11 protein-coding genes are annotated in these 14,513 nt (G+C 61.2%); 7 read left to right on the top strand and 4 right to left on the bottom strand.

Translation table 11 applies throughout. From position 1 onward, the window contains the following. The first annotated feature begins 140 nt into the window (after positions 1-140). Together ACI2I1_RS09800 and ACI2I1_RS09795 are read left to right on the top strand one after the other, a co-directional pair. Positions 141-386, top strand: coding sequence for a hypothetical protein (locus ACI2I1_RS09800; protein ID WP_404678941.1), 246 nt, complete (start codon positions 141-143; stop codon positions 384-386). A gap of 137 nt (positions 387-523) precedes the next feature. Next, a complete protein-coding gene (locus ACI2I1_RS09795) occupies positions 524-1,771 on the top strand; it encodes a class I SAM-dependent methyltransferase (protein WP_404678940.1) in 1,248 nt (415 codons plus the stop codon). Positions 1,772-1,830: 59 nt separating this feature from the next. Here ACI2I1_RS09795 and ACI2I1_RS09790 read toward each other — a convergent pair whose 3' ends face one another. After that, on the bottom strand, positions 1,831-3,144 hold the full coding sequence (locus ACI2I1_RS09790; protein WP_404678939.1) for an acyltransferase: 1,314 nt from the start codon (positions 3,142-3,144) through the stop codon (positions 1,831-1,833). 253 nt (positions 3,145-3,397) lie between these two features. Here ACI2I1_RS09790 and ACI2I1_RS09785 point away from each other — a divergent pair, with 253 nt between their 5' ends. Beyond that, positions 3,398-4,612, top strand: a complete 1,215-nt coding sequence (locus ACI2I1_RS09785) for an argininosuccinate synthase (RefSeq protein WP_404678938.1) — start codon at positions 3,398-3,400, stop codon at positions 4,610-4,612. Positions 4,613-5,558: 946 nt separating this feature from the next. Further along, on the top strand, positions 5,559-6,071 hold the full coding sequence (locus tag ACI2I1_RS09780) for a septal ring lytic transglycosylase RlpA family protein (RefSeq protein ID WP_224811448.1): 513 nt from the start codon (positions 5,559-5,561) through the stop codon (positions 6,069-6,071). 48 nt (positions 6,072-6,119) lie between these two features. Here the strand turns inward: ACI2I1_RS09780 and ACI2I1_RS09775 are convergent, their stop codons facing one another. Beyond that, positions 6,120-7,316, bottom strand: a complete 1,197-nt coding sequence (locus tag ACI2I1_RS09775) for a hypothetical protein (RefSeq protein ID WP_404678937.1) — start codon at positions 7,314-7,316, stop codon at positions 6,120-6,122. Between the two features lie 264 nt (positions 7,317-7,580). On the opposite strand from ACI2I1_RS09775, the gene ACI2I1_RS09770 reads away from it, so the two are divergent. Both ACI2I1_RS09770 and ACI2I1_RS09765 read left to right on the top strand, forming a co-directional pair. Further along, entirely contained in the window at positions 7,581-7,787 is a 207-nt protein-coding gene (locus tag ACI2I1_RS09770; protein WP_404678936.1) for a hypothetical protein, read from the top strand. Between the two features lie 279 nt (positions 7,788-8,066). Continuing rightward, complete coding sequence (locus tag ACI2I1_RS09765; RefSeq protein ID WP_404678935.1) at positions 8,067-9,482, top strand: hypothetical protein; 1,416 nt, start codon at positions 8,067-8,069, stop codon at positions 9,480-9,482. 165 nt (positions 9,483-9,647) lie between these two features. Here ACI2I1_RS09765 and ACI2I1_RS09760 read toward each other — a convergent pair whose 3' ends face one another. Together ACI2I1_RS09760 and uvrA are read right to left on the bottom strand one after the other, a co-directional pair. After that, positions 9,648-10,022: a hypothetical protein gene (locus tag ACI2I1_RS09760; protein WP_404678934.1), complete on the bottom strand. Its 375-nt coding sequence runs from the start codon at positions 10,020-10,022 to the stop codon at positions 9,648-9,650. A gap of 273 nt (positions 10,023-10,295) precedes the next feature. Next, complete coding sequence (gene uvrA, locus ACI2I1_RS09755) at positions 10,296-13,223, bottom strand: excinuclease ABC subunit UvrA (RefSeq protein WP_404678933.1); 2,928 nt, start codon at positions 13,221-13,223, stop codon at positions 10,296-10,298. Positions 13,224-13,587: 364 nt separating this feature from the next. Here uvrA and ACI2I1_RS09750 point away from each other — a divergent pair, with 364 nt between their 5' ends. Beyond that, the gene (locus ACI2I1_RS09750) at positions 13,588-14,505 is read left to right on the top strand and encodes a lysozyme (protein ID WP_404678932.1); all 918 of its coding nucleotides are present in this window, start codon (positions 13,588-13,590) and stop codon (positions 14,503-14,505) included. Positions 14,506-14,513: the final 8 nt, after the last annotated feature.

Here is a 14,513-nt window from a genome sequence, read left to right as displayed (position 1 = left end):
CCGGACCGCGCGAGCTGGATCGAGAAAGGGCAACGATGCGAAAGAGCGAGGCTGCGGCATATCGATTCGCCATCGTGTAGGAAACGCCTTTCGGGCCTCCCGGTGCGTGAGCGTGCGCGGGCGTGACCGGCCAAGGCGAGATGGCCCGCTCCCTAAACCCGTCATTGCGAGCGAAGCGCGGCAATCCGCAGGGGGCGCTATTCACGCGAGGCGGCACGATGGATTGCCGCGCTGCGCTCGCAATGACGTGGTTTCTGAATGACGTCCTTCGCATGAAGGGTCATTGGATCGGACTTATGCAGGAAACCGGCAATTGCTGCCCGACCTTCGCCCACCATGAAGGGCACGACGCGCCGCTCCCGGTCATTGCGAGCGTAGCCAAGTAATCCATCGCGAGACTTTCCGTCACACGCAGGAGTAAGGGTCTTCCGCTCCCACACCACCGCGCCCCCAATTCCGGTATCGCAAAAGTGCATTACGGTGATTAGCTAGGCTGAAAGATCACTCTTCCAGCAGGTTACCCATGAGCAAGACACTCTTCCGCAAATTCCTCCAGCGCAGCGTGAGCCGCGGCCGGCTGGGCGTCGTCTATGCCGATGGCAGCGCCAACACGTTTGGCGAGCCTGCCACGGGCTTTCCCGAGATCGTGCTGAGGCTCACGGATGACCGCGTGCCGCGCGATATCGTGCTCGATCCGCGGCTCGGTGCGGCCGAGGCCTATATGGACGGCCGGCTGGTCATCGAAGAGGGCGACATCATGGGCCTCGTTACCCTGCTGCGCGCCAATAATGCGTGGGACAAGGGAGGCGATCTGGGCAAGCCCCGGCTCAGCAGGCGTCTGCTGGGGCGCGTTGCGGGCGCGGCGGAAAAGGTCAACAATGCCGTCCGGTCGAAAGACAATGTCGCGCATCATTACGACATCGGGAATGATTTCTACGCCCTGATGCTGGATGACGAGTACTGGCAGTACAGCTGCGCCTACTGGCCCACGGATGATTTAACCCTGGCCGAGGCGCAGCGGGCCAAGCTGGCCCATATTGCCGCCAAGCTGATGCTGCGTCCCGGAGACACCGTGCTCGATATCGGCTGCGGCTGGGGCGGCATGGCGATCTATCTGGCGCAGAATTACGATGTGAAAGTCACCGGCATCACCCTGTCGGAAGAACAGCACCGGCTTGCACGCCAGCGGGTGGAAAAGGCCGTGGTCGGAGACAAGGTCAGCATCGAACTGGTCGATTACCGGGCTTTTGCCGCGGCCGGGCGCAAGTTCGATCGCATCGTGAGCGTGGGCATGTTCGAACATGTCGGCCAGCCCCAGTTCGAGGAGTTCTTCCGCTGCTGCGCGAACCTGCTCAACGATGACGGGACCATGCTGGTGCACACGATCGGCAGAATGGGTTCGCCCGGGTCGACCGATGCCTTCACGCGTAAATACATCTTCCCCGGCGGCTACATTCCGGCGCTGTCGGAAACGGTCGCTGCAAGCGAGAAATCGAGGCTGATCGCCACCGATGTGGAAACGCTTCGCCTCCATTACGGCAAGACCCTGCGCTGCTGGTATGCCAATTGCATCGCCAATCGGGAAAGGATTGTCGCGCTTTACGACGAGCGTTTCTATCGTATGTGGCTGTTCTACCTCGCCGGCGCGGCGACGGTCTTCGAGTTCGGCGGGATGTGCAATTACCAGATCCAGTTCGCCCGCAACCGCCACGCGCTGCCGATCACGCGAGGGTATATGGCTGAGGAGGAAGAGCGGTTGTTGGAGAGGTAGAGTATCTCGGAAACGCTTTCCCGCTCTCTGTCGTCATTGGTTTGGAAAGGCAAACGCCGTCACGCACGCACCCAGCGATAAACCGGCCCGAACCCCACCAATGCCGCCCCCACGAACGGCAGCGCCACGACCCATAGGCGCACGCCGGTTACGCCCTCGGGGCTGGCGATGCTGATGGCGGCGGTCATGGCGAGACCGATGCAGATCGCGATCATGCCGAGCACGAGGCGCAGGTGCGGAACGGGTTTGTCCCGCTTGGCAGCTCCCATGCCCCGTTCGTAGCGCGCGAAGACGGCGATCAGCGGCAGCAGCACGGCGATGTAAAGCGCGAACCAGACCGGGCGGCTCCACCACCATTCCGTGCTGCCGGGAGCCATGCGCAGGCCGATCCCTCCGGCAATCCACGCGGCGACCATCACCAGCACATAGGCCGTCAGGTGCCAGAGATAGACGGTCATGATCATGCCGTTCATCAGCACGGTCGCGGTCCACAGCGTCAGATTGTCCAGCAGCTTGCGGCCCCACGGCTCCAGCGCCAGCACCAGCCCGGCCTGCGTCACGCCCAGCGCGAGCAACGCCAGCGTGGGCGGCATGGAATTGGTGATCTCCGCCCCCGGCACGCCGATCATGGCGATGGGATAGGGGCCGTAGACGGTAAGGCCGATCAGCGCGGCCAGTCCGCCGAGGAACAGCGCGAGCGCCCTGCCCTGCGCCAGCCTGCCCTGCTGCCAGGCATAGCCCAGCTGGTGGATGCCCACCCATACGAACAGGAAATTGAGGAAGTTCACATAAGGCACGTCGAGCGCCAGCGTCAGCCAGTCGATCAGGATCGCGGCCACTACCAGCAGCGCGATGCTGCCGAAGCCGAGCCGTTCCCACAGCGTCCACGTCAGCGGGGCGAGCGCGGTGACCAGCAGATAGACCGCGAGGAACCACACCGGCACCAGCGCCAGCTCCACCGCCATGCGCACTGTCGCGCGCTCCATCCCCGCCTGCGTCGCGAGAAAGGCGAAAGCCGCCCACGCCAGCAGCACCGGGAAGACAGGATTGATCAGGCGCTGGATACGGCTGGCGAACCAGTCCGAATAATGGCCGTTCTTCGCGCGGGACGAGGCCCAGCTCACCCCGTTGGAATAGCCGCCGACGAGGAAGAAGATCGGCATGACCTGGAAACCCCAGGTCAGCCACTGCGTCCAAGGCAGGATGCCGAGCAGGTGGCCCCCAACCACCTCGCCGTTGGCGCCGATATAGGGCGCGGCGACCAGCCAGTGGCCCACCACTACCGCCAGGATCGACAGGGCGCGCAGGAAATCGACATAACGGTTGCGCTCCGGCGGCGCTTGCTCGGCCAGCGCCTTCGCCTTGTTCCACATGGTAGTAATGCCCCTTCTCTCCAATCGACTGACAGAAGATCTAGGATCGAATACTTAACAATCCAGTAGCGAAGCCAAGTGTTACTGGACGCGACTTATCGTTTTCCTACACGGCCGGGAGCGGATAGCGCGCTTGTGGCTCCTTCTTATCGTTCATCCCATGCGGCGGGATTTGTTCACGCCCAAGCGCGTCTTTATTGCCCGCATGGCCGCGCCCTGCTAGCGGCGCGGCGAATTTACAGAAGGTATGCCCATGTCCGATATCAAGCGCGTCGTCCTTGCCTATTCCGGCGGCCTCGATACTTCCGTCATCGCCAAGTGGCTCGAAGTGGAGCGCGGGCTGGAGGTCGTGACCTTCACCGCCGATCTCGGCCAGGGCGAGGAAATCGAGCCGGCACGTGAAAAGGCCCGCGCGATGGGCATTCCCGACCAGCACATCTTCATCGAGGATCTGCGCGAGGAATTCGTGCGCGATTTCGTCTTACCGATGATGCGCGCCAACGCCCGCTACGAAGGGGATTATCTGCTGGGCACCAGCATTGCGCGCCCGCTGATCTCCAAGCGCCTCGTCGAGATCGCGCATGAGACCGGCGCCGATGCCATCGCGCACGGTGCCACCGGCAAGGGCAACGATCAGGTGCGGTTCGAACTGTCGGCCTATGCGCTCGATCCGGACATCAAGGTGATCGCCCCGTGGCGCGAATGGGACCTGACGAGCCGCACCGCGCTCATCGCCTGGGCCGAGGCGCATCAGATCGCCGTGCCCAAGGACAAGCGCGGGGAAAGCCCGTTCTCGACCGATGCGAACCTGCTGCACACCTCCTCCGAAGGTAAGGTGCTGGAAGATCCGTGGCAGGAAACGCCCGATTACGTCTATTCGCGCACCGACCATCCCGAAGACGCGCCCGACACGCCCGAATATATCGAGATAGGCTTCGAAAAGGGCGACGGCGTATCGCTCAACGGCGAGGCGATGAGCCCGGCCAGCCTGCTCGCCGCGCTCAACGATCTGGGCCGCACCCACGGCATCGGCCGCCTCGACCTGGTCGAGAACCGCTTCGTTGGCATGAAGAGCCGCGGCATGTACGAGACCCCGGGCGGCGAGATCTATGCCCGTGCGCACCGCGGCATCGAACAGATCACCCTCGATCGCGGGGCGGCGCATCTCAAGGACGAGCTGATGCCGCGCTATGCCGAGCTGGTGTACAACGGCCTGTGGTTCAGCCCCGAGCGCGAAATGCTGCAGGCGGCGGTCGATCTGAGCCAGGAGAAGGTGAACGGCGTGGTGCGGCTCAAGCTGTACAAGGGCAATGCCATGGTTGTGGGTCGCAAGTCGGACAACTCGCTCTATTCCGAAGCGCATGTGACCTTCGAGGACGATGCGGGCGCCTATGACCAGAAGGATGCGGAAGGTTTCATCAAGCTCAACGCCCTACGCCTGCGCCTGCTCGCCAAGCGAGACCGGTAACAATATTGCGTTAAAGGTGCTAGCAGGGCGCGGTGATTTTACGCACCGCGCCCTTTCACGCATAAAATTGCGGTGAGCGGTGGACTTATCCACCCTGATCCACAGCGAAATCGGCCGAAAGTGGATAACCCGCGTCCGGCCCGCTTGCCAATTGGCCGCTTCGAGCGCAGCTTCAACTCATCGGAACGGCCAGGAAAGCTTCTCGCCAAGATGATCTAACGATCTGAAAGGCAAGGACTTTCCGAAACCGGGAAGACGCAGCGGGTTCTGTCCGCGCGCTTTTCGAGACCCTCGTGCCAAGGCTTCTGGCCGGACGCAAGGCGGGTCGATGACGGAAGTGCGAAGGTTTCTCGTTGCGGGTCGGGCCAACCCGGCCGGATGCCGAAGATGGCGTCGCACGAAGGTCTTCGGACCGGACATGCGATGTGATCGCTCGAGGCGCCGGCCATCAACGGAAGGCCAGGCTGCGGAACCGCCCGTTGAAGCGCGGCTGGGCAAGGCTAGCGAACGATCCTCGGATCGCGACGCGGCCGACACCGGGCCGAGCGGAGGGTCGATCCGGATGCCGGTGCGAGCGCCGGTGAAGGAACCTGAAGACCATTTTCAAATGGCCGGACGGGGAAACATCGGATGCCAAGTCTGTGTCCCTTGAACACTCGTGTTGAAGGAACTCGGCCACGCATCGGTGAGAGTGGGGTCGGCAGCGATGCCGGCCCCATTTGTCGTTGGAGGACCCTTTCTCCAGCGCCGATCAGGCAGGTGCCGAATTGCGGGATTCGCTCCCTTGTATGCCCAGGGCATCACACCCCCAATATGCTGTAGCGACCCCCTCCCGCGGGTCCGATCACGATGAATCGTGGCGGAAACGGGGCAGCTTCCCGTGGGGTTAACGACTCCCGCCCGGCAGCCCTCTATATCCTCCCGAACCGCACGGGAGGTCCCAGACATGACCAATCGAACGCTTCGCAGCGTACTCTTTGTTGCAGCCATGGCGCTGCCCAGCACGGCCGGTCACTCGCAGACGAGCGAGCAGACGGCCGTAGTCCAGCCCACCTTCGGGGGGCACTTCGCGCCCTATCGCGACCTGCCGGACCAGCCCGAGCCGGGTCCGCAGGCGGTCGACCTCGACACGTTCGAGCCGCCGGTCGAAGCCGCGCCCGCCGCCACCTCGCTCGGCCAGGGCGTCGCCTCCTATTACGGCAAGCGCTTCCACGGCCGCCGCACCGCCAGCGGCGAACGGTTCGACATGAACGGCTACACCGCCGCGCACCGCACCCTGCCCTTCGGCAGCAAGGTGCTGGTCACCAACCCGTCCACCGGCAAGAGCGTGACGGTCCGCATCAACGACCGCGGGCCCTTCAACCATTCGCGCACGATCGACCTCAGCCGCGCCGCCGCGCAGGATCTGGGCCTGATCGCCCGCGGCCATGGCACGGTGGAACTCGCGCTGGTCGACTGAGAGCGCGCCTACTGAGACCGCCCGGCGCCGCGCGTCTACCCGCCGCGCCTAACAGGGCCCCAGCACGGTGATCGCGGGCCAGGGGCGCGGGCTCTCCTCGCCAGCAGGCTCTCCGGCCTCGCCCGCATCTCCCACCTCCGCACAGGCCCCGTCAGCGACCGGCGCGCTTTCCTCCAGCGCCCCCTCGCCCGGTGAGGGAGCGCTCTGCGCGCAGTCCCCCTCCCCGCTCTCATAGTCCTCGCCCGCGTCCTCGTCCCCGGCCCAGTCCTCGTCGTCATTTCCGTCGCGGACCGGCATCCACACGCCGTAAGTGGTGCTCTCGAACAGGGTGAAGCCCGCGCCCATGCGCCACCAGTCCTCATCGCCCGCCAGGAAGGCGGCGGTCTGGCATTCGTCCACCGCCATCATATCGCCCAGCTGGCCCGGCAGCGGCGCGTGGCTGGGCCGCGCATCCTCCATCTCGTCATGCAGCCTGATTTCGGGCGGATAATGCGCGCAGCCGCGGCAATCGGGCCAGCGCGGCTTGTCGCAGCACGGCCCCTTGCCCCCGCCCCGGTTCGCCACCGGCTCCGGCCCCTGCGGCCCCATGCACCAATGCGCCGGGCCGCCCCCGCCATCATGGCGCGCCCCCACACAGTCGCAGGGCTTGTCGAGCGGATCGGGCCCGCTGCGCGCCTTTTCCTGACCCTGTTGGATTCCCCCAGAGCCATTCCTACAGGATGGAGCACCTGGAGCACGGTCCTGGCGATTATTTCCCTCGCCCGCGTCCCCACCGGCACGCGCGCCTTCGTCCAGCGCCTCGCCCCGGCGCAGGTTTTCGAGCATGGTGTCCATCACCGCCAGCGTCTCGACCACCTCGGCGCGGTTTTCGAGCCGGTCGAGCCGCGCGAGATGGGCGAGCAGCAGCCGGTCGGAAAAGCGGCGGCGGCGCGCCACCTCCTCGCCGTGGTAGAACACCGGCTCCTCCACCCCGTTCAGCGCGCGCTCGGCCAGCGTCGCCTCGGCATGGGTGCGCGCCGCCAGCAGCGCCGCATCCCACAGATCGGCCAGCGCAGGTGAGGCACGCCGCTGGCGATAGGCCGTCTGCGAGGACACCCGCGCCGCCCGGCAGGCGAGCCGCACATTGCCGAACATCTGCAGGCTCTGGATGAAATCGGCCTGCTTGCGAGGCGAAAAACTGGTGTGCCCCGCCCCGTGCGGACCGGCGGTGGGGGCCGGCTGTTCGATCGTCACGATGGCGTTCATGCGGCACCTCCTGCACGCAGCGCGCACATAAGAGGGCGCCGCCGACAGCGCAGCGCGCCGGGCGGCAAAAGGTCTTCACGAATACAGAAAAACATCATGGTTCACCTCATGGATTTGGAGTGAACCGAACCAGATATACAGGCGATTTCGTGTAGGACAGCCCTAATTGATAAATATTTAGCCCGGGATACGGAAGCACGCAGGGCGCGTTTACTGTGCGTGCGCGCGAAGACATCGCCCGCCGCCCGAGGATCGCCCAGCCCCATGTTCACCCAACTCAATCCGCCGCTGCCCGTGACCGTCATCGACCGGGGCAAGGGCCTCGCGCTCGCCGTGATCGACTACGGCCCGGAACACAATCTGATCTGGGTCACCGCGCTCGACGCCAATGGCGAAATCTGGTGCGCGCCCAATCCCAAGGTGCGGATGCAGGAGAACTGGTCGATGGGGAGAGGGAAGGTGGAGGTTTAGGGGGCGGGAAACGGAGGTTAGCCCGCCGCGCCGCGCGCCCCTCTAGTAGTGGTCATTCAAATCGATACCGCCTCGACAATCCTCAATAAACCTGTCGCACCGTCCAGATATATTGAGACACGCAAATATCGAATAAACCCGAAATTTACATTCATTTCATTGAATGAGAATCTCCTTCAAGAAACTCGAAAGTCTGGAAATCCCCAATTATCTTGGCAGCCCCCTTGCCTCAGTATGTAGCTTAATCAACCATACTCCGTAAACGCACGGAGCCTCACGATGACCGAGATTAGCGAGACGAATAAGCAAAAAGTTGCTGAAACTGACTCACCTAAAATCGGCCAACTGCCGTTTCGGCTAGTCGAGAAGCCGTCAAACAAAACTACCCGGCTTTTGGCCAATTCCGGCAAGGGCAAGGCAATCGATGGTCAACATCGCTGGTTTTCTTTCAGTTTTAAGAAGCCATTTTTCATCTCACGGGTGGTTATTCACGAGACTAACTACCCGGAATATAATAGTTTCCAAATTGAAGTAACACTCGAAGATGGAAAGACCGTCAAGAAATCGACGTCGCCAAAATCCGGCAAAGTAATCTTAGACGTAAATGACTTCTGTAATTCCATTAGGTTTCGTCCGCCGAAAGCATACTGGAGTTTGGGCAAAACCATCGATTCAGTAGAAGTCTTTGGGTTCCAAAAGGTTGAAGCATCAAAGTTCATCCAATTTGCCCGCTCAATAGATAATCTCAAAAAAGCGGCCATCGCGGACATCGAGCGTAGCGAGAAGATCTATCAAGACAAAATTGATGCAGCTGGGAAAAGCGACGCTCGGGTCGCTGAAGCCAAGAAAGAATTGACAACGCTAAAAGGGCAAACTGATCGACAAAGATCAAATCTGCGAAGATTGGACTCTGAGAAATCTGAAATCACAGCAAGACTTGAGATACTAAAGCAGTCCGTAGCTACTTCTGAAATCACACTTCAAAACTTACGTACAGAATTAAGTGAGAAGGGTGATCGTAAGGAAACGTTAGACGGTCAAATATCGGTGATGGAAGAGAAGCTTTCCGATCTTCGAGCCAATCTTGATATATTCCCGAGCGAATTGGAGGACTTTGTTAAACAAGGTAGCAAAAATACTCGAACCTTGTTTTGGCTAGCTCTTTCCCCAATTGCCGTCATCTGCAGTATGTTTTTCTTGCTCATCAGTGGCGCAGTTGATTTGACTACAAAAATTAGCGGTGATCAATCGATAAACATTTTGGCTCTCGTAGCTTCGCGAGCACCCTACGTGATTGTTTCTCTCGCAATAATAACCGCATGCTATCAAATTGCGAAATTCTTCGTATCAGAATTAATCAGCATTAATCGACAAAGACTTAGCCTATCTAAAGTGAGTATTGTCGCCAAGGACGTTGCGAATGCCGCAGAAACTGGGTTGGAACTCTCTGAGGTCGAGCGTTACGGTCTGAGAGTGCGTTTAAAAATGGAAATGCTTAAGGATCACTTGCGCGGGTATGTTTCCCCAGACTTAGAGATATCCTTGCCAAATCGCATCACAACCTATTTACCCTTTAGCGGATTTCTGACGCGCGTCGACAAAGCAGAGCAGAGAAGAGGCACAGTTACATCCCCGGTAGGCCGCTCCGAAGAAGTTACGGAGATCGAACCTCCTACCGAAAATCTGAATGATTAGCTATCCGCCTCATCTTGGCGGTCCTCACTATTTCGGCCTGATCAATTAAAGGCGATGGGATAGTAACTCAGTGGCGACACGGGAAGCGTCTCCGCGCAAGTTTGTTAAAATGACAATCGAAATCGAAGCGCCTCTGCTTCGAGAGAGACGCTTCGACTATGGGTCTCACCAGTTGAAAATTGTTTGGTTGAACCTTGCGCAAACGAATGTGACGCAAACCTCGCCTTTAGCGGTGACTCGCCTGTTCGCAAAATCCGCGCAAATGTCGGCCTTTACTTTGGCCAGATCACCGCCTTCCCGCAATTTCACGCAGGGGTTTTTAGCATCGATCGTTTTCTGCCCAATCTTTATTCCAGATAGGTAGAAACCGAGCGTCAGCTTATCATTCTGCCATTTTTCGATACATACGCCGAACGCAGAAACAGACCAACATGGCCCAAAGCTAAAGTCCTGAGAAAGGTCGTCGCTTCCTTCTTGAACCCCGCGCGTTTTGTTCGGAATAATTTCGAACGCAGGGTAGCTATCAAAGTCTTCACTCATGATACTTCCTCCTTCGGATAATGCGACACGAAGGGAAAATCTAACTATCGAGAAATAGAGCGGTGCGAAACAACGAAGTGAGTTTTTTGCTGATGGCTACACGAGCAAAAAATTCTGATCATCGACTTTAGAAGGTGAAACTCCAAACCTTACTCCGCTGCCGCTCCGTGTCTTGGCCTGCATCGGCTGAAAACGATGCCTCACGAGGAATCCATCCATTCCCCGTTCTTGGTTCAGCCGCGCCTTCTGCACCACAAGGGCATGCCTCCGTTGCTACTCGGCGGCTTCTTTCTGTCGCTCCAGCATCGGCTTCAGGTAATGCCCGGTGAAGGACCCCTCCACCCCGGCCACCTTCTCCGGCGTACCCTCGGCCACGATCTCGCCGCCGCGCACGCCGCCGCCCGGACCCAGGTCGAGGATGTGGTCGGCGGTCTTGATGACGTCGAGGTTGTGCTCGATCACCACCACCGAATTGCCCTGGTCCACCAGCCGGTGGAGCACTTCGAGGAGCTTGCGGACATCCTCGAAATGCAGGCCCGTGGTGGGCTCGTCGAGGATGTAGAGCGTCTGGCCGGTGCTGCGCTTGGACAGTTCCTTGGCCAGCTTCACGCGCTGCGCCTCGCCGCCTGACAGCGTGGTCGCCTGCTGGCCGACGTTGACGTAGCCCAGCCCCACCTCGTTCAGCATGTGCATCTTGTCGCGGATGGGGGGGACGTTCTCGAAGAAGCTTTCGGCATCTTCCACCGTCATGTCGAGCACGTCGGCGATGGAGTGGCCCTTGAACTTCACCTCCAGCGTTTCGCGGTTGTAGCGCTTGCCGCCGCATTCCTCGCAGGTGACGTAGACGTCGGGCAGGAAGTGCATCTCGATCTTGATCAGGCCGTCGCCCTGGCACGCCTCGCAGCGGCCGCCCTTCACGTTGAAGCTGAAGCGGCCGGGCTTGTAACCGCGCGCCTGCGCTTCGGGGAGGCCGGCGAACCAGTCGCGGATATTGGTGAAGGCGCCGGTGTAGGTGGCGGGGTTGGAGCGCGGAGTGCGGCCGATGGGCGACTGGTCGATCTCGATCACCTTGTCGCAGTGATCGAGCCCGGTGACCTTGTCATGCGCGCCCGCCACCACGCGCGCCCCGTTGAGCGCCCGCGCGGCGGAGGCATAGAGCGTGTCGATGGTGAAGGACGACTTGCCCGAGCCCGAGACGCCGGTGATGCAGGTGAAGGTGCCGAGCGGGATGGAGGCGGTGACATTGTTGAGATTGTTCGCCCGCGCGCCGTGAACGGTCAGCTTCTTGCCATTGCCCTTGCGTCGCTGGGCCGGGACGGCGATCTCGCGCCGGCCGGTGAGATAGGCGGCGGTGAGCGACTTCTTGTTCTTGAGCACCTGCTTCAGCGTGCCCTCGGCCACCACTTCGCCGCCGTGGACGCCCGCGCCGGGGCCGAGATCAACCACGTAATCGGCAGCGCGGATGGCGTCCTCGTCATGCTCTACCACGATCACGGTGTTGCCGAGATCGCGCAGGCGCTTGAGCGTTTCCAGCAGCCGGTCGTTATCGCGCTGGTGCAGGCCGATGCTGGGCTCGTCGAGCACGTAGAGCACGCCCGAGAGGCCGGAGCCGATCTGCGATGCGAGCCGGATGCGCTGGCTTTCGCCGCCCGATAGCGTGCCGCTGGTGCGGTCGAGGTTGAGATAGTCGAGCCCGACATTGTCGAGGAAGCCCAGCCGCTCGTTGATTTCCTTGAGGATGGCCTTGGCGATCTGGCCCTGCGTGTCGTTCAGCAGGCCGGGCAGCGCGAGGAACCACTCCTTGGCATCGGCCACGCTCATCTTGGTGGGGGTGGCGATATCGGTCGCGTTGTCGGGCCCGCCGACCTTCACGCTGAGCGCCTTTTCATTGAGGCGCTTGCCGTTACAGGTCTCGCATGGCTGCGCGGTCTGGAACTTGGCCAGCTCCTCGCGCATCCAGGCGCTCTCGGTCTGCAGCAGGCGGCGGTTGAGATTGCCGATCACGCCTTCGAACGGCTTCTTCACCGTGTACTGCTTGCGCCCGTCCTTGAAGGTGAGCGGGATGGCGCGGCCCTTGGTTCCATAGAGGATGATGTCGCGGATTTCCTTGTCGAACTCCTCCCACGGGGTGGTGAGATCGAACTCGTATTCCTTGGCGAGGCTGGCCAGCACCTGCATGTAATAAGGGCTCGGCGGATTGCTCTTCGCCCAGGGCACCACCGCGCCCTTCTTCAGGCTGAGCGCTTCGTTCGGCACGACCAGCTGCGGGTCGAACAGCTGCTTTTCGCCGATCCCGTCACAGGTCGGGCAGGCCCCCTGCGGCGCGTTGAAGGAGAACAGGCGCGGTTCGACTTCCTCGATGGTGAAGCCCGAGACCGGGCAGGAGAACTTCTCGGAGAAGACGATGCGGTTGGCAGGCAGGCCCGCCCCCTTCATCGCGCCGCCCGCGGCCCCTTCGTCCTCGCGCCCCGGCACTACGCCATCGGCCAGATCTACATAGGCGAGGCCGTCGGCCAGCTTCAGCGCCTGTTCGAAGCTGTCCGCCAGCCGCGTCTCGATGCCTTCCTTGACCGCCAGGCGATCGACGACGACTTCGATGTCGTGCTTGAACTTCTTGTCGAGCGCAGGCGCTTCCTCGATGCCGTACATCTCGCCATCGATGCGGACGCGGGTGAAGCCGGCCTTCTGCCATTCGGCGAGTTCCTTGCGGTATTCACCCTTGCGCCCGCGCACGGCGGGCGCGAGCAGATAAAGCCGCGTGCCTTCGGGCAGTTCCATCACCCGATCGACCATGTTGGAGACGGTCTGCGCCTCGATCGGCAGACCGGTGGCGGGCGAATAGGGAACCCCCACCCGCGCCCATAGCAAGCGCATGTAGTCGTAAATTTCGGTCACCGTCGCCACGGTCGAGCGCGGGTTGCGACTGGTGGTCTTCTGCTCGATGCTGATCGCGGGAGACAGCCCGTCGATATGCTCGACATCGGGCTTCTGCATCATCTCGAGGAACTGGCGCGCATAGGCCGAAAGGCTCTCTACGTACCGCCGCTGCCCTTCGGCATAGATGGTGTCGAACGCGAGGCTGGATTTACCCGACCCCGAAAGGCCGGTGATCACGATCAGCGCATCGCGCGGCAGGTCGATATCGACGCCCTTGAGATTGTGTTCCCGCGCACCGCGGACGGAGATTTTGGTGAGTGCCATATAGGAGGCGTGTTCCCGTTCTGTTCGAAACTGTCAAGAGACGTTGCCGTCGCCGCGATGGAAGGCCTGGGGCCCGAAGCGCGAGCTGAGATGAAGGGGTAATATGGAATGCGCTTCGCCAATTCCAACCAGAGAGCGGCAGGAAGTTTCCCGGACTCGCCTCGCCCCGCAATTTCGAACAATCGACCCCCGATCTGTGGCCCAGATACGGTGAAGTGAGGACCCAATCGGGTCTGCGGACCGTTGTAAAGACACATAAGGCCATCCCGATGCAATTTTATTTCGCTCGGTTGAATGAGCCTCCCGGGAGGTGAAATCGCGCCTCTTCGGCAGACTAATACCGTTACACGAGGCGCACCGCAGAATGTCAGAACAGAACAAGCGAGAGAGCACCGCGCCGGTCGACATCTCATCTCTTCGCCCCGCTGCCAAGAATTCCTTGCAGAGCGAGCGGTTGAAGAAATTGATGGAAGAACTCGATCGGCCGTTAAAGAACGAAAAGTGGACATCCACGCCGCACGCCGGCGAGCAGAAGAACGCGCTCGGCCTGATTGGCCGGATCCGCCGGCACCGCCGTCATCGCGACGAACTCAAGCGGGCACGCCGTGCCGCTTCGAAGGTCTATAGCGTCAAGCCCAAGCTTTCGACGCGCAAGCGCGCATCGCTCATGATGGGCGTCGGCGCGATGAGCCTCGGGGCGTTTACCGGCCCGGTCCAGAAGTCACGCGCTCCGGCGACGGAATTTTCGATGGCGATTACGCCGCAGGATGAAGTTCGCAAGCCCGCGACCCTGCTCAAGGCCAGCGAAGATTTCAAGCAGGCGCTGATCGAAGAAGAAGGCGTCCGATACACCGTGTATCGCGACGTTGCCGGTTATCCCACAGTCGGCGTTGGCCACCTCATTCGCCCCGCAGACAATTTGCGGGTCGGCGACCGGATCAGCGACGAACAGGTAATCGAATTTCTCGAAAGCGACCTTGTGACAGCTGAACGCGGCGTGCGCATTCTCGTCGGGGATCTTCCCCTGCATCAGCATGAGTTCGATGCATTGCTTGATCTTGTCTACAACGTCGGCCTTGGAAACGTCTCGGAACGCGAAAGCCCCCGCCTCAACGCCGCGATCCAGAATGCCGATTACGAAGCGATCGCCGCAGAACTGGATTACACCCATGCCGCCGGACGCGTTGCGCGCGGATTGGAGTTCCGTTCAGAGAGACGCGCCAAGATTTTCATGGATGCGTCTTACGAAGATCCGCGGGAAATCGGCTCGACGATCTCCTGATAGGAGGC

It is taken from the genome of Qipengyuania sp. NPDC077563, from assembly GCF_044901345.1.
In the GTDB taxonomy this organism is placed as follows: Bacteria; Pseudomonadota; Alphaproteobacteria; order Sphingomonadales; family Sphingomonadaceae; genus Qipengyuania; species Qipengyuania aestuarii.
This window is presented reverse-complemented; position numbering and strand designations above follow the sequence as displayed.